Origin of the sequence: Streptomyces sp. NPDC059679, assembly GCF_042734105.1 — a bacterium.
GTDB lineage: Bacteria > Actinomycetota > Actinomycetes > Streptomycetales > Streptomycetaceae > Streptomyces.
Map to the genome: position 1 here is coordinate 1 of NZ_JBHWES010000029.1, position 17,267 is coordinate 17,267.

18 protein-coding genes are annotated in these 17,267 nt (G+C 73.0%); 7 read left to right on the forward strand and 11 right to left on the reverse strand.

Going from position 1 to position 17,267, the window contains the following annotated elements; all coding sequences use genetic code 11:
• On the reverse strand, window positions 1-815 hold an 815-nt coding region (locus ACFV2X_RS27965; protein WP_385621428.1), incomplete at its 3' end, for a DUF1918 domain-containing protein.
• Between the two features lie 256 nt (window positions 816-1,071).
• Between ACFV2X_RS27965 and ACFV2X_RS27970 the strand changes: the two genes are divergently transcribed.
• From ACFV2X_RS27970 to ACFV2X_RS28000, 7 genes are all read left to right on the forward strand, one after another.
• Entirely contained in the window at window positions 1,072-1,731 is a 660-nt protein-coding gene (locus ACFV2X_RS27970) for a CBS domain-containing protein (protein WP_385621431.1), read from the forward strand.
• Between the two features lie 75 nt (window positions 1,732-1,806).
• Window positions 1,807-2,682, forward strand: a complete 876-nt coding sequence (locus ACFV2X_RS27975; RefSeq protein WP_385621434.1) for a universal stress protein — start codon at window positions 1,807-1,809, stop codon at window positions 2,680-2,682.
• A 38-nt stretch (window positions 2,683-2,720) separates the two neighbouring features.
• Window positions 2,721-4,511, forward strand: a complete 1,791-nt coding sequence (acsA, locus tag ACFV2X_RS27980) for an acetate--CoA ligase (protein WP_385621437.1) — start codon at window positions 2,721-2,723, stop codon at window positions 4,509-4,511.
• On the forward strand, window positions 4,508-5,578 hold the full coding sequence (pdhA, locus tag ACFV2X_RS27985) for a pyruvate dehydrogenase (acetyl-transferring) E1 component subunit alpha (protein WP_385621439.1): 1,071 nt from the start codon (window positions 4,508-4,510) through the stop codon (window positions 5,576-5,578). Before acsA ends, pdhA begins: the two co-directional genes overlap by 4 nt.
• A gap of 4 nt (window positions 5,579-5,582) precedes the next feature.
• Window positions 5,583-6,578 carry an alpha-ketoacid dehydrogenase subunit beta gene (locus tag ACFV2X_RS27990; protein ID WP_385621441.1) on the forward strand — a complete coding sequence of 332 codons (996 nt, stop codon included), beginning with the start codon at window positions 5,583-5,585 and terminating at the stop codon, window positions 6,576-6,578.
• Window positions 6,579-6,580: 2 nt separating this feature from the next.
• Complete coding sequence (locus tag ACFV2X_RS27995) at window positions 6,581-7,960, forward strand: 2-oxo acid dehydrogenase subunit E2 (RefSeq protein WP_385621443.1); 1,380 nt, start codon at window positions 6,581-6,583, stop codon at window positions 7,958-7,960.
• Window positions 7,957-8,202: an acyl carrier protein gene (locus tag ACFV2X_RS28000; protein WP_385621445.1), complete on the forward strand. Its 246-nt coding sequence runs from the start codon at window positions 7,957-7,959 to the stop codon at window positions 8,200-8,202. The genes ACFV2X_RS27995 and ACFV2X_RS28000 overlap by 4 nt, the downstream gene beginning before the upstream one ends.
• 52 nt (window positions 8,203-8,254) lie before the next feature.
• Here ACFV2X_RS28000 and ACFV2X_RS28005 read toward each other — a convergent pair whose 3' ends face one another.
• The 10 genes from ACFV2X_RS28005 to ACFV2X_RS28050 all read right to left on the reverse strand — a co-directional run bounded on the left by ACFV2X_RS28005 (window position 8,255) and on the right by ACFV2X_RS28050 (window position 17,212).
• Complete coding sequence (locus ACFV2X_RS28005) at window positions 8,255-8,899, reverse strand: V-type ATP synthase subunit D (RefSeq protein WP_385621448.1); 645 nt, start codon at window positions 8,897-8,899, stop codon at window positions 8,255-8,257.
• The gene (locus tag ACFV2X_RS28010) at window positions 8,896-10,311 is read right to left on the reverse strand and encodes a V-type ATP synthase subunit B (protein WP_385621451.1); all 1,416 of its coding nucleotides are present in this window, start codon (window positions 10,309-10,311) and stop codon (window positions 8,896-8,898) included. Before ACFV2X_RS28010 ends, ACFV2X_RS28005 begins: the two co-directional genes overlap by 4 nt.
• Window positions 10,308-12,071 (reverse strand): V-type ATP synthase subunit A, encoded by a 1,764-nt coding sequence (locus tag ACFV2X_RS28015; RefSeq protein WP_385621453.1) that lies wholly within the window; start codon window positions 12,069-12,071, stop codon window positions 10,308-10,310. Before ACFV2X_RS28015 ends, ACFV2X_RS28010 begins: the two co-directional genes overlap by 4 nt.
• Window positions 12,068-12,625, reverse strand: coding sequence for a V-type ATP synthase subunit E family protein (locus ACFV2X_RS28020; RefSeq protein WP_385621456.1), 558 nt, complete (start codon window positions 12,623-12,625; stop codon window positions 12,068-12,070). The genes ACFV2X_RS28015 and ACFV2X_RS28020 overlap by 4 nt, the downstream gene beginning before the upstream one ends.
• The gene (locus ACFV2X_RS28025) at window positions 12,622-12,825 is read right to left on the reverse strand and encodes a hypothetical protein (RefSeq protein ID WP_385621458.1); all 204 of its coding nucleotides are present in this window, start codon (window positions 12,823-12,825) and stop codon (window positions 12,622-12,624) included. The genes ACFV2X_RS28020 and ACFV2X_RS28025 overlap by 4 nt, the downstream gene beginning before the upstream one ends.
• A gap of 20 nt (window positions 12,826-12,845) precedes the next feature.
• Complete coding sequence (locus ACFV2X_RS28030; RefSeq protein WP_385621461.1) at window positions 12,846-13,271, reverse strand: ATP synthase subunit C; 426 nt, start codon at window positions 13,269-13,271, stop codon at window positions 12,846-12,848.
• The gene (locus ACFV2X_RS28035; protein ID WP_385621464.1) at window positions 13,268-14,731 is read right to left on the reverse strand and encodes a V-type ATPase 116kDa subunit family protein; all 1,464 of its coding nucleotides are present in this window, start codon (window positions 14,729-14,731) and stop codon (window positions 13,268-13,270) included. The genes ACFV2X_RS28030 and ACFV2X_RS28035 overlap by 4 nt, the downstream gene beginning before the upstream one ends.
• A complete protein-coding gene (locus ACFV2X_RS28040; RefSeq protein WP_385621467.1) occupies window positions 14,718-15,644 on the reverse strand; it encodes a V-type ATPase subunit in 927 nt (308 codons plus the stop codon). The genes ACFV2X_RS28035 and ACFV2X_RS28040 overlap by 14 nt, the downstream gene beginning before the upstream one ends.
• Entirely contained in the window at window positions 15,644-16,162 is a 519-nt protein-coding gene (locus ACFV2X_RS28045) for a hypothetical protein (RefSeq protein WP_385621469.1), read from the reverse strand. Before ACFV2X_RS28045 ends, ACFV2X_RS28040 begins: the two co-directional genes overlap by 1 nt.
• A 168-nt stretch (window positions 16,163-16,330) precedes the next feature.
• Window positions 16,331-17,212, reverse strand: a complete 882-nt coding sequence (locus ACFV2X_RS28050) for a universal stress protein (RefSeq protein WP_385621739.1) — start codon at window positions 17,210-17,212, stop codon at window positions 16,331-16,333.
• Window positions 17,213-17,267: the final 55 nt, after the last annotated feature.

Genomic DNA, 17,267 nt, shown 5'->3' on the forward strand with positions numbered 1-17,267 from the left:
TCGGAGAGCCGGGCCCAGTGGGTGAGGTCCTCGGCGCTGCCCGAGTCGGTGAGGTTGCGCGCCTCGGCCTCCAGGGCCAGGTCCAGCACCGTCTGTAGATGCCACCCGGAGGCGAAGGACAGCGAGACGCCCTCCGTCCCGGCCGCCTCCCGGAGGGTGGTGCGCACGGACTGAGGTATCTCGGTCTCGGCGAACGGGGACCGGCTGGTGTGCCGGGCGTGGATGGCCGGGTACAGGCCGCCCAGGTCGTCTTCGTCGCCAAGGGGGCTGGTCAGCGCCACGGCGGCGAGCAGCGTCGGGTCATCGGGATCGGGCAGGAGTCGGGTCGTCGGTGACCGGCCCGTGTGAGCGGCCGCGACGCGCAGGTTCATCAGGGCGGCGCCGCAGCCCAGGTGGAGGGCGCGGAGGTCCGCGTCGGAGTGCGGCAGGGTTCTCGCCAGGTCCGCGGTGACGTGGAACAGGCGCTTGCCGCGGAAGTACCGGAACCGCCAGGGCTGTGCGTTGTGCATCGACGGGGCGGCCGAGGCATCCCGCACCAGCGCCGTCACCTCCGCGTCGGAGAGCGGCCGTGCGCTCGCCCGCGCTGTCGTTCTGAGGGCGGGGGCCGTTGGCGCCGTGTCGGCCGGGTGGCCGGCGTGGTGAACATGGGCGTCCGGTCCGGGGAACACGAGGGAGACCCGTCCGGAATCGGACCAGCGCACGTCGTACGGAGGCGTCCCGTCGTTGTGGTGGACACCGACGATCTCGCCGTCGCGCCTGGTCGCACCCGTGGTGGGGCTTTCGACAATCAGGTGGTCGCCGATATGAGCACGCATCGGCCTCCCGCCTCTCTACCCGTCTCCTTTTGTCTGATTTTGTCCAGCATTTCACGGTCGGCGGGCGATGGCATGGGCGGAAGGTCCTCGCGTGGGTACTCGATGGCCCTCGCGTCGGACCGAGTGGCCGGTGAGCGGGGCCATGCGGCTCATGTGGCGGTGGGCGCGGGCTGCGAGGCTGGCAGTGTCCATGGGCGGCTCCGCCGCGTGGCGACACGGGCAGGCCGAAGAGCGAGTGTCCGAAGGGAGTCGGGACATGCACCACAGGACGGTCGGGGAGCTCATGACCCGCAACGTGGTCCGGGCGCCGCGCGAGATGCCGTTCAAGGAGATCGTGGAGCTCCTCGCGGAAAACGATGTCACGGCCGTGCCGGTCGTGGACGGCTCGGGCCACCCGATCGGTGTGGTGTCCGAGGCGGATCTGCTGCGCAAGTCATCCGGCCAGGCCGATCCGTCCGGCCGGGTGCCGATTCCGCACCTGGAGGCGTGGGAGCGCGCGAAGACGGAAGGCACGAGGGCGGAGGAGCTGATGTCGGCCCCCGCGGTGTGCGCGCGTCCGGAGTGGTCCGTGGCCGAGGCGGCCCGTCTGATGGCGGTCCAGGACGTCAAGCGGCTGCCCGTGGTCGACGAGACGGACAAGCTGCTGGGCATCATCAGCCGTGGCGATCTGCTGCGGGTCTTCCTGCGCCAGGACGACGCGATCCGCGAGGAGATCGAACGGGACGTGCTGCGCCGCACGATGCGGCTGGCCCCCTCGGCGGTGACGGTCGACGTACGGGAGGGCGAGGTCACTCTGCGTGGCTCGGTGGAGGCCAGGAGCCTGGTCCCGATCATCGAGCGGCTGTGCCGGAGCGTGGACGGGGTCGTCTCGGTCGCCGAGCACATCGCGTACGGAACCGATGACACCAGAAGCTGACGCCGAGGGATCTGCCACCGCTGCATGACACGCTGCGGACGATACCGAGGGTTTCTCGCGAGACGGAGGAACGCCATGGAGGAACAAGTCGTCACCGTGGGCCTCGACGGCTCGCCGGAGAGCCTCGCCGCCGCCCGCTGGGCCGCCGACGAGGCGGGGCGCCGCGAGCTCGCGCTGCGCCTGCTGCACGCGTGGATCCTGCTGTCCCCGCCCACCCCCGACAGCCCCTCGGCGGATGACCAGAACTACTGGGCCAAGCGGATCGTGCACGACGCGCACACGGAGCTCAGCCGGCGCCACCCCGATCTGCCCATTACCGAGGAACTGGTCGCGCAGGAGGCCGAGACCGCCCTGCTCGACGCGGCGGGACGGTCCCGGATGCTGGTGCTCGGATCGCGGGGCATGGAGCCCTTGGCGAGCTTCTTCTTCGGCGACATCAGCCTGTACGTCGTCGGCCGGGCCGAGCGGCCGGTGGTCCTGGTGCGCGCGGGTGAGCCGGACGAAGAACGGACATCCGAGGTCCGCGGGCGGGACGTGGTGGTCGGGCTGAGTCTGCACGGCCCTCAGGACAACCTGCTGGAATTCGCCTGCGTCACCGCCTTCGCCCGCGGTGTGCCGTTGCGCGCCGTCCACGGCAGGAGGCTGTCCGTCCAGGCGCACGTCCCGTGGGGTGTGGACGCCGGCATCGCCACAGACGTCACCGAGAAGGCGCGGCGGGAACTGGACGAGGTGCTGCGGCCGTGGCGGGAGAAGTTTCCCGGCGTGCCGGTGATCGACGAGGTGCGGCTCGAGAGCCCGGCGCAGGCTGTCGTACGGGCGGCCGCCGGCAGCGGGCTGCTGATGATCGGCCGCCGCAAGCACCAGGCCGCCCTGGCGCCCCGGCTCGGCCCGGTGGTGCAGGCGGCCGTGCACCACGCCACGTGCCCGGTCGCCGTGATCCCCCACGAATAACCCGCGGATGAGGCGGGCGCACGTCGGAAGGAGACCCCATGGCCCGGGAGACGATCCGCAAGGATGTGGCCCCACGCGTCCGGCCGAACCTCACCGACTACGACCGTACCCGGGCGGAGTTCACCTGGTCGCGGGCGCGCGCCGCGCTGGAAGGTCAGCCCGGCGGCGGGCTGAACATCGCCCATGAGGCGGTGGACCGGCACGCGGGCTCTGACCGCGGTGGCAAGGTCGCGCTGCGCTGTGTGGCCCCGGACGGCACGGCCGACTCCTTCACCTACGCCGAGCTGGCCGGCCGCACCTCCCGATTCGCGCATGTGCTGCGCTCGCTGGGAGTCGGCCGCGGCGACCGGGTGTTCACACTGCTGGGCCGCTGTCCTGAGCTGTACACGGCGGTGCTGGGCACGCTGAAGAACACGAGCGTGTTGTGCCCGCTGTTCTCCGCTTTCGGCCCGGACCCGGTGGAACAGCGGCTGAGGCTCGGCGACGGCCGTGTCCTGGTGACCACGGCCGCGCTCTACCGGCGCAAGGTGGCCGAACGCCGGGCGTCCCTGGCCGGTCTTGAGCATGTGCTGATCGTCGGTCCCGGTGCCGAGGACCTGCCCGGCACGCTGTCCTTCGAGGGGCTGATGGCCACCGCGCCGGAGCGTTTCACCATCCCGCCGACGTCTCCGGAGGACATGGCGCTGCTGCACTTCACCAGCGGCACCACCGGCGCCCCCAAGGGCGCGGTCCACGTCCACGAGGCGGTCGTCGCCCACCACGCCACGGCCGCCTACGCGCTGGATCTGCACCCCGAGGACGTGTACTGGTGCACCGCCGACCCGGGGTGGGTGACCGGCATGTCGTACGGCGTCATCGCCCCGCTGGTGCACGGTGTGACCGTCGTCGTCGACGAGGGCGAATACGACGCCCGTCGCTGGTACCGGATCCTCGCGGAGCAGCGGGTGAGCGTCTGGTACACCGCGCCCACGGCGCTGCGCATGCTGATGCGCGCCACGCCCCGGCAAGGCTCCCACGACCTGCCGGCCTCCTACGACCTGTCCCGGCTGCGGTTCATCGCCTCGGTCGGTGAGCCGCTGAACCCCGAGGCGGTGGTGTGGGGCCAGGAGGTGCTGGGACTGCCCGTCCACGACAACTGGTGGCAGACCGAAACCGGCTGCATCATGATCGCCAACTTCGCGGCCTACGAGATCCGCCCAGGCTCGATGGGACGGCCACTGCCGGGCGTCGAGGCGGCGGTGCTCAGCTGCGGGGAGGACGGCCGGGCACGGGTCACCGACGGCCGGGTGACCGTGGAGGACCGCCCGGGGGCCGAGGGGGAGTTGGCACTGCGGCCTGGCTGGCCGTCGATGTTCCGTGGCTACCTGCACGACAAAGAGCGGTACGAGGCCACGTTCGCCGACGGCTGGTACCTCACCGGCGACCTGGTCAGCCGGGACGCGGACGGCTGGTTCTGGTTCGTGGGCCGCGCCGACGACGTCATCAAGTCGGCGGGCCATCTGATCGGGCCCTTCGAGGTGGAGAGCGCACTCATGGAACACCCCGCGATCGCCGAGGCCGGGGTGATCGGCCGGCCGGACCCCGTCGCCGGGAACATCGTCAAGGCGTTCGTATCGCTGCGCCCCGGTGTCGAGGCCACCCCGGCGCTGGAGCGTGACCTGCTCGGTTTCGCCCGCCGACGGCTCGGTCCCGCGGTCGCGCCGCGCGAGATCGCCTTCGACCAGAACCTGCCCAGGACCCGCAGTGGCAAGGTCATGCGTCGGTTGCTGCGGGCCCGCGAACTCGGCCTGCCCACCGGCGATCTGTCCACCTTGGAGGGATCCGCATGAGCCCGACCCGCGAGCCCCGTACCCGCAAGCCCGCCAAGGCGGCGAAACCCACGAGCCGTACGGACAAGAGGACCGGCACTCTCTCTTCACGTGCCCCGGACGCCCGGCACCGCCACGATCTGCTGCGCGCCATGCTCCGCATCCGCCGCTTCGAGGAGCGCTGCGTCGAGCTGTACAGCGCCGCGCAGATCCGGGGATTCGTCCACCTCTACATCGGGGAGGAAGCCGTCGCCGTCGGCGTGGGCGAGGCGCTGGCCCCGGACGACGCGGTGGTCTCCACCTATCGTGAACACGGCCACGCACTGGCGCGCGGTATTCCGGCGGAAGCCGTCATGGCCGAGATGTACGGCAGGACGACCGGGTGCAGCGGAGGCCGCGGTGGATCGATGCACCTGTTCGACGTGAGCCGCCGCTTCTACGGCGGAAACGCGATCGTGGCCGGCGGACTTCCGCTGGCCGCCGGGCTCGCACTGGCCGACCGTATGCGCGATGCACACCGTGTCACCTGCTGCTTCTTCGGCGACGGGGCCTTCGCGGAGGGCGAGTTCCACGAGACCGCGAATCTCGCCGCGCTGTGGAACCTGCCCCTGCTGCTCGCCTGCGAGAACAACCAGTACGCCATGGGCACGGCCCTGGAACGCCATGAGGCACAGACTGACCTGGCCATGCGCGCCGCCTCGTACGGCATGGTGGCCTGGGCCGTGGACGGTATGGACGCGGAGGTCGTCGAGTCGGCCGCACGCCGGGCCACCGAGGGCATCCGGGCTGGTGCCGGACCACACTTCCTCGAACTGCGCACGTACCGCTTCCGGGCGCACTCCATGTACGACCCCGACCGTTATCGCGACAAGGCGGAGATCGAGCGGTGGAAGAGCCGGGACCCGATCGAACGGCTCACTGCCCGGATGCGTGAGCGGGGCGAGCTGGGCGACAAGGATCTGGCCGAGCTCGAACACCAGGTCGCCGACGAGGTGGAACAGGCGGTCGAAGCGGCCGAGCGGGCGCCGGAGGAGCCGGTCGAGAGTCTGTTGCGCCACGTCACGAGTGCTTCGGCGGAGGTGAGCTGATCCCATGGGCACCAGCCGGGACGACGAACGGAAGACCACCTACCGGGAAGCGCTGCGCGAGGCCATCCGCGAGGCCTTGCGCTCCGATGACCGCGTCTTCCTGATGGGCGAGGACGTCGGCCGTTACGGCGGCTGCTTCGGCGTCAGCCTCGGCCTGCTGGAGGAGTTCGGACCGGAGCGGATCCGCGACACGCCGCTGTCGGAGTCCGGCTTCGTCGGCGCGGGCATCGGTGCGGCCCTGTCCGGGATGCGGCCGATCGTCGAGATCATGACCGTGAACTTCAGCCTGCTCGCCCTCGACCAGATCCTCAACAACGCCGCCACCTTGCTGCACATGTCGGGTGGCCAGCTGCCCGTTCCCGTGGTGATCCGGATGACGACGGGCGCGGGCCGGCAGCTCGCCGCCCAGCACTCGCACAGCCTCGAGGGCTGGTACGCCCACATCCCCGGCATCCGTGTGGTCGCGCCGGCGACCATCGAGGACGCCCGCTTCATGCTGGCCCCGGCGCTGGCCGACCCCGACCCGGTGCTGATCTTCGAGCACGGCAGCCTGTACAACGCCGCGGGCGAGCTCGACCCGGCCGCCGCGCCCATCGATCTGGACCACGCGGAGGTCCGCAGGCCGGGCACCGACGTCTCGCTGATCACCTACGGTGGTTCGCTGCCCAAAGTGCTCACGGCGGCCGACGAGCTGGCCGCCGAGGACATCAGTGCCGAGGTGGTCGACCTGCGCACCCTACGGCCACTCGACGACGACACCATCACGGCTTCAGTGGCGCGGACCCATCGCGCGGTCGTCGTCGACGAAGGCTGGCGCACCGGGAGCCTGGCCGCCGAGGTGTCCGCGCGCATCGCCGAACGGTCCTTCTACGAGCTGGACGCGCCCGTCGAGCGGGTGTGCAGCGCCGAGGTCCCCATGCCATACGCCCGGCGGCTGGAAGAAGCCGCGTTGCCGCAGACCGCGGATGTCGTCGCGGCGGCGCACCGGGCGGTGGACTGACCGTGGCCGAGTTCACCATGCCGTCGCTGGGTGCCGACATGGACGAGGGGAAGCTCCAGGAGTGGCTGGTGCACCCCGGCCAGCCGGTGCACCGAGGCGATCCCGTCGCCGTCGTCGAAACCGCCAAGTCCACGATCGAAGTCGAGTGCTTCGAGACCGGGACGATGGGGCGGCTGCTCGTCGAGCCGGGGACCACGGTGCCCGTGGGCACCCCGCTCGCACTGATCGAGCCGGTGGCCGGCGCACCGGAGAAGGCCGGGAAGAAGGGTCCGCCGCGGCGCAAGCCGCCGAGCCCGCCGCCTCCGCCGAGCCCGCCGCCGGCCCGTCCCCAGCAGGTCCCCGCCGGGCTCCCGGGGTCCCTTGTCGCCCACCCGCCGGACGAGCACCCCCGCCCCGAGACCGTTCCGCTGGTCCGGCGTCTGGCGCGGGAGCACGGCGTCGACTTGACCGCTCTCCACGGCTCCGGTCCCGAGGGCCGTATCACTCGCGCCGACGTCGAGCGCGCCGCCGACACCCGGCCGCGGCGAGCGAGGGTCACTCCGCTCGCCCGACGGCTGGCCGGGGAACTGCGCGTGGACCTCACCGCCGTGACGGGAACCGGTAAGAACGGCGTTGTCCGCGCCGACGACGTGCGCAAGGCCGCCCCTGGCCCTGCCGTCACCCCGGTGAGCCCTCGTACGGCGCCGGCACACAAGGCCGAACGCGCGGCCCGTGAGCGGACGGCGGCCATGCGCCGGACCATCGGTGGTCTCATGTCCCGCTCCAAACGGGACATTCCGCACTACTACCTGTCCACGACCGTCGATATGGCGGCCGCGATGGACTGGCTCCGTGAGCACAACCGGCGCAGCCCGGTGAGCGAGCGGTTGCTCCCCGCGGCCCTGCTGCTGAAGGCCGCGGCCCTGGCGGCCCGTGAGGTCCCCGAGCTCAACGGTTTCTGGACCGAGGACCACTTCACCCCGGGCGGCGCAGTGCATCTGGGCGTCGCCGTGGCCCTGCGCGGCGGCGGACTCGTCGCCCCCGCCCTGCACGACGCCGACACGCTCGGCCTCACCGAGCTGATGGCCGCGCTGAAGGACCTGGTCACCCGCGCCCGCGCGGGCCGACTGCGCGGATCGGAGATCTCCGACCCCACCATCACGGTCACCAACCTCGGCGATCAGGGAGTGGAGAGCGTGCTCGGTGTGATCTACCCGCCCCAAGTGGCCCTGGCCGGGTTCGGACGGATCGTCGACCGCCCGTGTGCCGTCGACGGTCTGCTCGGCGTGCGGCCCACGGTCACCGCGACCCTGTCCGCCGACCACCGGGCGACCGACGGCGCCATCGGGGCCCGCTATCTGACGGCGGTCGACCGCCTCTTGCAGCGCCCGGAGGACCTGTGAACCGCACCGAAGCAGCGGACGTCGTCAAGGAATCCCTCGCCCGGATCGTGCCCGATGCCGACCTCACCGCCCTGAGCCCGGAGGAGCCGTTCCGCGAGGCGCTTGAACTCGACTCGCTCGACTTCCTGAGATTCATCGAAACGCTCGGCGAGCGCACAGGTGTCCGTATCGACGACGAGGACACACCACGGCTCACCACGCTGTCCGGCTGCGTCGGCTTTCTCTCCTCCGGTGGCGCGTGATCCGGTGTCGTGATCCCGTGTCGTGTTCCGGTGGCCCATGCGGGAACGCGGCTCAGCGCCGTCGGTCGGTTTCCGGGCCGTCGGCCGCCACGCCGGCAGCCCACCGACGTCGTACGGCGTCCTCGTGCTCGGCCTGTTCCAGGGCGAGCACGACCCGGGCAAGCGACTCCTCCAGCCGGGGGATCCAATGGCGGCGCAGGGCGCGAACCCGCCGACGGGTGTGCGCCACCTCCGCCCCGACAAGCCGGGCGGCCGTCCGCGCCGCGGCGTACTCCGCGCCCGCCCGCAGCGCCTCCCGGTAGGCGGCTTCCGCGTGGATCAAGGCGGTGTTGCGAGGAGTGGCCGCATCGGGGGAGCGGTCCGGGACGTGGCAGGAGGCGAGCGACGGGTGGCGCACCCCCATCGTCGACCCCTCACCCCAGGCGACCTCCGCGTCGCCGACACCCTCGGCCGCCGTCTCCAGAGCGTGTTCGCCGCCCAGGACGAGCCCCCGCAGAAGCCAGGTCTCCGCCTCCCGCACCGAGTCGTGCCACTCGCGCGCACGGGTCTCCTCGGCCCGCAGCAGGTCCTTGTGGAGCGTCCGCAGGATGCGCAGCTTCCGCTCCAGCAGGTCCGCTCCGCGCAGGGCGACGTCCAGGCTGTGCCGCAGGCGCAGACGGGCGGCGCGAGAGGGCGGAACCCCGGGGGCGGAGGTCATTCTCCTGCCCTTTCGCGTTCGTCGTCGGCCGGTGTGTCCCGCGCGCCGTGCGCGTCGAGCAGCGCGGTGGGTAGCAGGGCCAGCTCGCTTCGGGGAAGGGTGAGCAGCACCTGCCACGCGGCGTCCAGCGTCCGGTCCAACGGGCGCGTCCCGTCGCGTGGCTGGTCCATGAAGTGGTGCAAGAACGCCTCGTCGAAGTCGAGATAGCGGCGGTCGGTCGGGCTCAGCGCCTCCTGCCCCACGAGGTCCGAGAGTTCCCGGACCTGGCGTGCCCGGGAGAGCGCGGCCAGCGTCTGGGCCGCGATATCGAGGTGGTCGGGCCGGGTGCGTCCGGGGCCGGCGCCCTTGCGCATGAGGCGGGACAGCGAGGACAGGGCGTCCACCGGCGGATACACACCCAGGGCGTGCGGCTGCCGGGAGAGCACGATCTGGCCCTCGGTGATGTAACCGGTGAGATCGGGCACCGGATGGGTGATGTCGCCCGCGGGCATGGTGAGGACGGGCAGGATCGTGACCGAGCCGCTCCGGCCGTGGATCCGCCCGCAGCGTTCGTAGAGGGAGGCCAGGTCGCTGTAGAGATAGCCCGGGTAGGCGCGGCGGGCCGGGACCTCGCCGCGGGCCGCGGAGACCTCGCGCAGCGCCTCGGCGTAGGCGGTCATGTCGGTCATCACCACCAGCACATGGTGTCCGTGGGTGAAGGCGAGGTGTTCGGCCACGGTCAGCGCGATACGCGGGGTCAGGATCCGCTCGATGACGGGGTCGTCGGCGGTGTTGAGCAGCAGGACGAGCTCTCCCGCCGCCGCGCGCTCCGCCAGGGCGTCCCGTACGAAGGAGGCGTCCGGGTGGGTCAGGCCCATCCCGGCGAACACCACGCTGAACGCCGCGCCCCCGACGGTGGACTGTGCCGCGATCTGAAGGGCCAGCTCCAGATGGGGCAGCCCGGCTATGGAGAACACCGGCAGCTTCTGCCCGCGTACCAGTGTGGTGAGCGCGTCGATGACACCGACGCCGGTGAGGACCGGATCCGACGGCGGTTCCCGTCGCACCGGGTTGATCGGGGTGCCGCCCACGGGCGCGTGGGCCCGGCCGAACACGGGTGGGCCGCCGTCCACGGGCTCGCCACGGCCGTTGCACGTACGGCCCAGCCAGCCCGTCCCGACCGGGATGTGCAGCGGTTCGCCGGCGAAGGACACCCTCAGGTTCGCCGGGTCCATCCCGGAGGTGTCCTCCAGCACCTGGACCACGGCGAGTTCGCGGTCCACCTCCAGCACCAGGCCGTAGCGTCGCTCGCCCGAGTCCAGGGTGATGCGTACGAACTCGTCCCAGCCCACCCCCGAGACCCCTGCCACGACGGCGAGCGGGCCGCGCAGCTCGCGCACGGCCGTGTACTCGACCTCGCTCCAGGAGGTCACCCGAGCTCCCCGAGCCGGGCCAGCATGTCCTGACCCCGCCCCCTCACCCCTTCCACGTCATGCGGTCCCACCTCCTCGGCGGCCCGGAGCACCGGGCCGAAGTCCACCGCCTCCACGGTGGCCGCCGGGACCCCCGAGTCGACGAGCTCACGGCAGCGGTCGACGGTCGCGAGCACCGCGTCGGCCAGCGCCGCGGCCTTGTCCGGCCCGCAGTACGCGTCGCCTGCGGACAGTGCGCTCTGCCGCAGCACCCCTTCGCGCACCAGCCGTCCGGCCAGGACGCCGATGCGCTCCCGGTCGGGCAGGGCCGTGATGCCGATCAGGTCGACGAGGTCGGCCAGCCGGTCGGCCTCCGCGAGCACCGCGGCGAGCCGGGCGCGCCGGTCGGCCCAAGCTGGGTCGCCCGCCGCTGCCCGCCGCGCCGCGAGCGCGGCCATGTCCCGCGAGAACGACCCCGCCCAGGACACTGCCGGGTAGTGGCGGGCGTAGGCCAGGTCGCGGTCCAGCGACCACAGGCAGCGCACGAACCGCTCGGTGTGCGCCGTGACCGGCTCGGTCAGATCGCCACCGGGCGGGGAGACCGCCCCGATCACCGTGACCGAGCCCCGCTCGCCACCCAGCGTCACCACGGCTCCCGCACGCTCATAGAACGCCGCGATGGCCGACGCGAGCCCCGCCGGATAGCCCTCCTCGGCGGGCAGCGCGCCGGTGCGGGAGGCGAACTCGCGCAGCGCCTCGGCCCACCGCGAGGTGGAATCGGCGATGACGACGACATCGAGCCCCATGTCCCGGAAGTACTCGGCGACCGTCGCGCCCGTGTAGATGCTGGCCTCACGAGCCATCATCGGCATGTTCGAGGTGTTGGCGACGGTCACCGTCCGGTCGGCGAGCCGCCCGCCGGTGCGCGGGTCCTCCAGCGCGGCGAGCTCGGCGATGACGTCCGCCATCTCGTTGCCACGCTCCCCGCAGCCGACGTAGACGATCACATCCGCGTCGCACCACTTGGCGATCTGCTGCAGCAGCATGGTCTTGCCCGTGCCGAATCCGCCGGGGACGGCCACGGTGCTGCCGCGGGCGACGGGGAACAGCAGGTCGATCACGCGCTGCCCGGTGTTCAGCGCCTCGCGCTCGCCACCGCGTTCGCGTACCGGACGCGGACGGCGGACCGGCCATGTGGCGCCGATCCGCACCTCGGCCCCGCCCACGACGGCCACCACCGCATCCTCCTGGTACTCCCCCTCACCGGCGACGCGCTCCACCACGCCACCGGAACCCGGTGGCACGAGAACCCGCAGCCGGACCGGTCCGCCGTCCCGGATCTCCCCGACCACCCCGCCCTCCGCAAGCCGTTCCCCCTCGCTCACTCGCGGTACGAAGTGCCAGGCGCGCTCTGCGGGCGCTTGGGCGACGCTCCCCGGATGCAGCCAGTCCCCGCTGCCGGACAGCGGCCGCAGCAGACCGTCGAACACGCCGCCGAGCAGGCCGGGGCCGAGCGGCGCGGACAGGGGCGCGCCCTGGGGCCGGGCCGTGTCACCGGGGGCCAGGCCGCCGGTGTACTCGTAGGACTGCGCGGTCACCACATCGCCACTGATGGCCACCACCTCGCCAGGCAGGCGGGCCTCGCCGAGGGAGACGAGGTCGTACATGGCCGTACCGCCGACGTACTCCAGCTCGACCAGCGGTCCGGCGACCCGCAGAATCCGGCACGGGCGACCCGATTCATGTCGCACATCCCCCGGCACCCCGGCGGTTGCGTTCATGCCGACCACAGCGTCTCCACTTCCGCTCCGAGCCGGTCCACCGCGCGGGCGGTGAGTGCGTCCAGGGTGTAGTCGGCACGCCGGCCCGCCAACTGGGCCACCAGACCTCCGTCAGGGGCCTCGGTGACCTCGGCGTCCGGGCCCAGGAGCTGTTGGGCGCGTTGTCGCAGCCCGTCCAGGAGGTCTCGGCGGGCCGTCGTGTCCCACGTTTCCCGGACGCGCACGACGGCCCGGGACCGCAGCTCCTCGCAGGCCTGTCCGCGTGCGGCCAGTTCACGGGCGCGCGCCGTCCTGCGGGCGCGGGCCCGTATGTCGCGGGCGGCTGCCGCACCGTCCCGCTCGCCGGCTCGCTGGGCCTCCTCCAGGAGGGAACGTGCCGTGGCCCGCGCCTCGGCGATCAGCGCTTCGGCCTCCTGGTCCGCACGGTCCAGCAGCTCCCGGGCCTCGGCGCGGGCCGTGTGAAGCAACTCGGCGCGCACCGGCGCGAGGGCGGCCACCGCTTCGTCGGGGAGCGGCTGTCGGGGGAGTGGGCGTCGGGGGAGCGGCGGTGTCATGACGGCATCACCACGGTGAGCGGGCGGACACTCTCCAGGGGTGCGGAGCCGAGCGCGTCGGCTGCCGCAGGCGTCAGGATCACCAGCGTGACGTCCGGTGGCAGGCTCCGCCACGCCTCGCGGACCGTGTGCGGCTCCTCGGCGGCCATGGCGGTCACTCCGGCCAGAGCCAGCCCGGCCACCCGCGTACGTTCCCCCACGGCCGCCACTCGCCCCATGGTCAGGCCTTTCCGATCAGGATGATCGCGATCACCAGGCCGTAGATCGCGATGCCCTCGGCAAGTCCGACGATCACCATGGCGCGGCCGAAGAGTTCGGGGCGCTCGCTGAGCGCCGCCACCGCGGCCGCACCGGTGTAGGCGACGGCGATCGCCGCCCCGATGGACGCCCCGGCGACCGAGATCGCCGCGCCGATCAGCGCGGCGGACCCGGAACCCCCCGTCTGGGCCGCCGCGGCCGCCGGGGCGGCGGCCTGCGCGGACCGGCCGTCGAGCGCCACCACGAGGAGCGCCAGTGCGGCCGCGAACAGCAGGGCGTTGGCGGCGAGCACCCAGCGCAGGGCCGTGCGCCCACGGCGTACGGGCAACCGTCGGACGGCCGCCGCGACCACGGCGAGGAGGGGAAGGGCGATGAGCCAGGCGATCACGTGGCCTCCTTGTCCGGCGCGTTCCCTTCGGGCGGAGCAGCCGCCGGTCCGGCACCGTGCAGTACGGGGAGCCGCCAGGGACGGAAGGGACGCCCTTGGGGATCGAAGACGCGGGAGAACAGCTCGTAGAACTCAAGACGCAGCGCCTGCACTCCGGCGACCAGCGCCTCCAGCGCGAACGCGAGCGCGTTGCCGACGACGAAGAGCGCCACCGCCGCGACAAGGGTCACCCCGCCCATGCGCGCGAGCGCCGTGGTGCCCTGCCACACGACCGCGGCCAGCGCTGCATGCGTGAGCCCGAAGGCCGCGAGTCGTGCGAAGGAGACGACGTTCGATCCGATGCGCAGCACCCCGTCGAAGAGCTGGACACCGACTTGAACGGCCCCTCCCGGACCGCCACCGGTCGCGGCGAACAGCCCCGAACCCGCCAGGGCGAGGCCCGCGCAGGCGACCGCGGCGCCCGCGAACAGAACACCGACGTGACCCAGCCACAGTGCGCCGCCCATCACGACGAGGCCGAGGTAGAGCATCGCCCCGGCGACGCCGGACAGGGCGTACAGGGCGCCCGTCGGCCCCCCTTCCCGCCAGCGGTTCGCGATCCCCGCCCCGTACGCCACCGCGAGCAGCACGGCGCCAAGACCCACGGCGGCGGCCAGGAGTCGCAGGGGATCGTGCAGCGGATTCAGCCAGAGCACCGGGAGAACTCCGGTCGGACCGAAGAACTCTCCGTAGGCCATGCCCGCCAGCGTGCTGGTCACCCCGGCCCCGACGACGAACGGCCACAGCCCGCGCAGCGGCTCCGCCCGGCGGGGACGGCCGAGCCACAGGGACAGCCCGGCGAGGAGCAGCAGCGCCCCGTGCCCGGCGTCGCCGAACATCACCCCGAACATGACCACGTAGACGATGCCCGCGGGCACGCTGGGGTCAAGATCCGCGTACGGCACCGTCCCGTAGGTGCGCACCAGCCCCGCGAACGAGCGCCGCACCGCGCCGGCGCCGCCCAGCAGGGTCGGCGGGTCCACTCCGCGCGGCGTGCGCAGGGGCACCAGCGCGCCTCCCACCCCGGCGAGACGCTCTGCGGTCGCCGGGACATCCGCGGCCGGACACCAGCCGGCCAGTGCCACGGCGGCACCACGCCGCACCGCACTGCCCAGGCGCTCCTCGAGCTGCGCCTCACCCGCCAGCAGATCGGCGCGGCCCGCACGCTCCAGCGCGTCGAGATCCAGCGGCACGGCACTGAGGACGGCGCATTCCGGCGCGGCGCGCGAGGCCCGCAACCGACGGGCCGCGGACCCGGGCGCGGTCTGTGGCGCGTCCGGCCCGCCGCCCCCGTCGGCGCGGTCGATCTCGACACACCCGGCGTCGGCGACCCGCACCAGAACGTCCCGCAGCGCCGCACGTGGCGCGACGATCGCCACCCGACGCATCCGCACCGGCACCATCGGCTCAGGCCGGAGCATCGAAGGCACCGATCCGCCCGCCGCCCCGTGCGGCCAGCTCCAGCGCGCCACGCACCCGCCAGGCGTCCGCGCAGAGCACCGCCGCGGCGCCGACCACCGGTGCGCAGCCAAGCCGGGCCCCGCGCGTCAGGCCCCGTCCGCCCTCGTCGAGCCGCTGCCACCACCGCAGCTCGGCCCGCCACAGCTCTGCCGCGCTGTCGACGCCGGCCAGGGCCCAGCGGGCGGCGGGCGGCAGGTGCCGCCGGAAGTCGGGATACGACGACGCGGCCATGGCACTCGTACCGAGCAACCGGCCCGCCCGCGCCGCGACCGCGCCCGGCAACGAGCGGCGGGCGACGAACGTTTCGCGGCCCACCAGCAGCGCGAGCCGCCCCGCCGCCCAGCGCGCGGCCTCCGGGACGGCCATCGCCGTGCGCACCGCGGCCGAGACCCGCATGCCGACCGCCACCGCCGCCGGGGTGGCGGCTCCCGGATCACCCCAGGCGGACGAGGCCAGCGCGGCCCACAACTCCTGGGGCGAGCGGGTGCGGGCCAGCCGGGGCCAGACGGTCGCCAGTGTGCCCAGCCGGTACGGCGACGGGACCGGCCCGCTGTCCGTCAACGTGCGCAGATGGTCCTCCGTATTGGCGATCTCGAACCCGCAGGCGAGCAGCCGCAGGGCGGTCACACCGCTCGCCGGCTGCCAGCCGGCCAGCACCCGCAGATGCCACACCAGGGTTTCGCCCACCGCCCGCTGAGCCTCGGCCAAAGACGCCTCGGACGGCAGATCGTGCCCATAGGGAGAAGCGCTCAGGTACCGCACGGCCGCGTCCAGACCCGGAGCCGAGGCCACCTCCTCGGCTCGTTCCGCACCGAGAGCGCGGGAGAGCATGGCTTTGGCCCGCGTCACCCCCGCCACCCATCCGGCGCCCATCAGGGACCTCGCTTCGGTGGCCGTGAGTCCGGCACGTCAGGCGACGTCTTCCTGCTCGCGCCCCGGTTCCTGGGCGACCGGGGAGTCGCGGGTGTTTCGATGTCTTCGATCACCAGCCGCGCCACCCGGTCCAGGAGCCCCGGCATCCGCGCCTGGGCCCGGGAACGCATCTCGGCCTCGTTCCGCTCCGCGGTGGCGAGCAACTCCGCCGCCTCGGCCTCCGCGGCGCGGCGGACCCGGGCCGCGGCCTGCGCCCGCACCTCGTCGGCCCGCGCCCGTGCCCGCCCCACGATCGTGTCGGCCTGCCGCTCGGCGTCCCGCCGTCTGTCCGCCGCCACGCGGGCGGCCTCTTCACGGATGCGCCGCGCCTCGGCCTCGACCTCCTCCAGCAGGGACAGCGGCGGCGTCAGCTCGGCGGCCAGCTCGGCGGCGCGGTCTGCCGGGACACCCCCGGGCGCCGCCCGGCCCGGCGAGCCGACCGGACGGAACCGCAGCAGGAAATCCCGGAATCCGGCCACGAGCTCTCCCCATGGTCATGGTTTGCGGCCTCTTGACCCAAGTGTCCGCAGTCGGACCGTCCCTGTCGCGCCGGACTGGACCGTCCACGTGCCTCTGACCCGGCGGCGTGGCCGCCCGACACGCCGCCTGGACCGCCGCACTCGTCGTCTCTTGGCCGCGCGTTCGTCTCACAGCCGCTCCGGCACGACGGCGATCGGACATGCGCAGTGGTGCAGTACGGCGTGGCTGACCCGGCCGAGCTGCAGACCGGTGTGGTCAGGGCGGCGGAGGGCTCCGACCACCAGCAGATCGGCGCGCTCCGACATGTCCAGCAGAACCTGGTAGGCGCGCCCCTCGACCACATCGCGGTGGCATGTGATCGCGTCGTCTTCGCGCTCGATCGGGTCCAGCACCTCGTTGAGGATGCGGCTCGCCTGCTCCTCGTAGAGCAGGGTGGTGGCCTCATGCGCGCGCAGCGTCCGGCCCGTGTGCCGCTCCGCCGGGCACAGCCAGGTCCGTACGGCCTGCACTTCGGCGTTCCGCGCCCGTGCCTCATGGAAGGCGAACCGCGCCGCCGCCGAGCCCTCCGCGGGGTCGCCGACCGCGAGGACGACGCGCCCGAAGGCACCCTCGCGGTTCCGCTCCCCGCCACGGACCACCACCACCGGACACATGGCACGCGCCGCCACCGCCAGGCTGACCGACCCCAGGAGCGAACCGGCGAGCTCGCCTCTGCCGTGGGACCCGGTGACCACGGCGTACGCCTCACGGCTCTCTGCCAGCAGGGCTGTCACGGTGTCTTCTGCCAGCGCTTCACCGCAGGCCTTCACATCCGGGTTGCGCAGCGTCACGCGTTCCATGGCGGACGCGGCGATGCGTTCGGCCAGGATCTCCCCGGAGGGTGGGCGGCCGGTACCGAAGAAGGGCAGGCCCCCCTCGTACCGCTCCCAACGAGAGGCGTGGACCAGACGCAGGGGCAGCCCATGACGTGCCGCTTCGTCGACGGCCCAGTCCACCGCCTGCAGACTCGACTCCGATCCGTCGACCCCCACGACCAGCGACAGCGACATCATCCCCACCGCCTTCCTGCGGGGCTCGTCCCTCTTGGGTACCCGCATGTCCACA

Coding starts and splice junctions, on each gene's coding strand:
- ACFV2X_RS27970 (WP_385621431.1), top strand. CDS start 1,072: ATGCACCACAGGACGGTCGGGGAGCTCATGACCCGCAACGTGGTCCGG.
- ACFV2X_RS27975 (WP_385621434.1), top strand. CDS start 1,807: ATGGAGGAACAAGTCGTCACCGTGGGCCTCGACGGCTCGCCGGAGAGC.
- acsA (WP_385621437.1), top strand. CDS start 2,721: ATGGCCCGGGAGACGATCCGCAAGGATGTGGCCCCACGCGTCCGGCCG.
- pdhA (WP_385621439.1), top strand. CDS start 4,508: ATGAGCCCGACCCGCGAGCCCCGTACCCGCAAGCCCGCCAAGGCGGCG.
- ACFV2X_RS27990 (WP_385621441.1), top strand. CDS start 5,583: ATGGGCACCAGCCGGGACGACGAACGGAAGACCACCTACCGGGAAGCG.
- ACFV2X_RS28005 (WP_385621448.1), bottom strand. CDS start 8,899: ATGACCTCCGCCCCCGGGGTTCCGCCCTCTCGCGCCGCCCGTCTGCGC.
- ACFV2X_RS28015 (WP_385621453.1), bottom strand. CDS start 12,071: ATGAACGCAACCGCCGGGGTGCCGGGGGATGTGCGACATGAATCGGGT.
- ACFV2X_RS28020 (WP_385621456.1), bottom strand. CDS start 12,625: ATGACACCGCCGCTCCCCCGACGCCCACTCCCCCGACAGCCGCTCCCC.
- ACFV2X_RS28035 (WP_385621464.1), bottom strand. CDS start 14,731: ATGCTCCGGCCTGAGCCGATGGTGCCGGTGCGGATGCGTCGGGTGGCG.
- ACFV2X_RS28040 (WP_385621467.1), bottom strand. CDS start 15,644: ATGGGCGCCGGATGGGTGGCGGGGGTGACGCGGGCCAAAGCCATGCTC.
- ACFV2X_RS28050 (WP_385621739.1), bottom strand. CDS start 17,212: ATGTCGCTGTCGCTGGTCGTGGGGGTCGACGGATCGGAGTCGAGTCTG.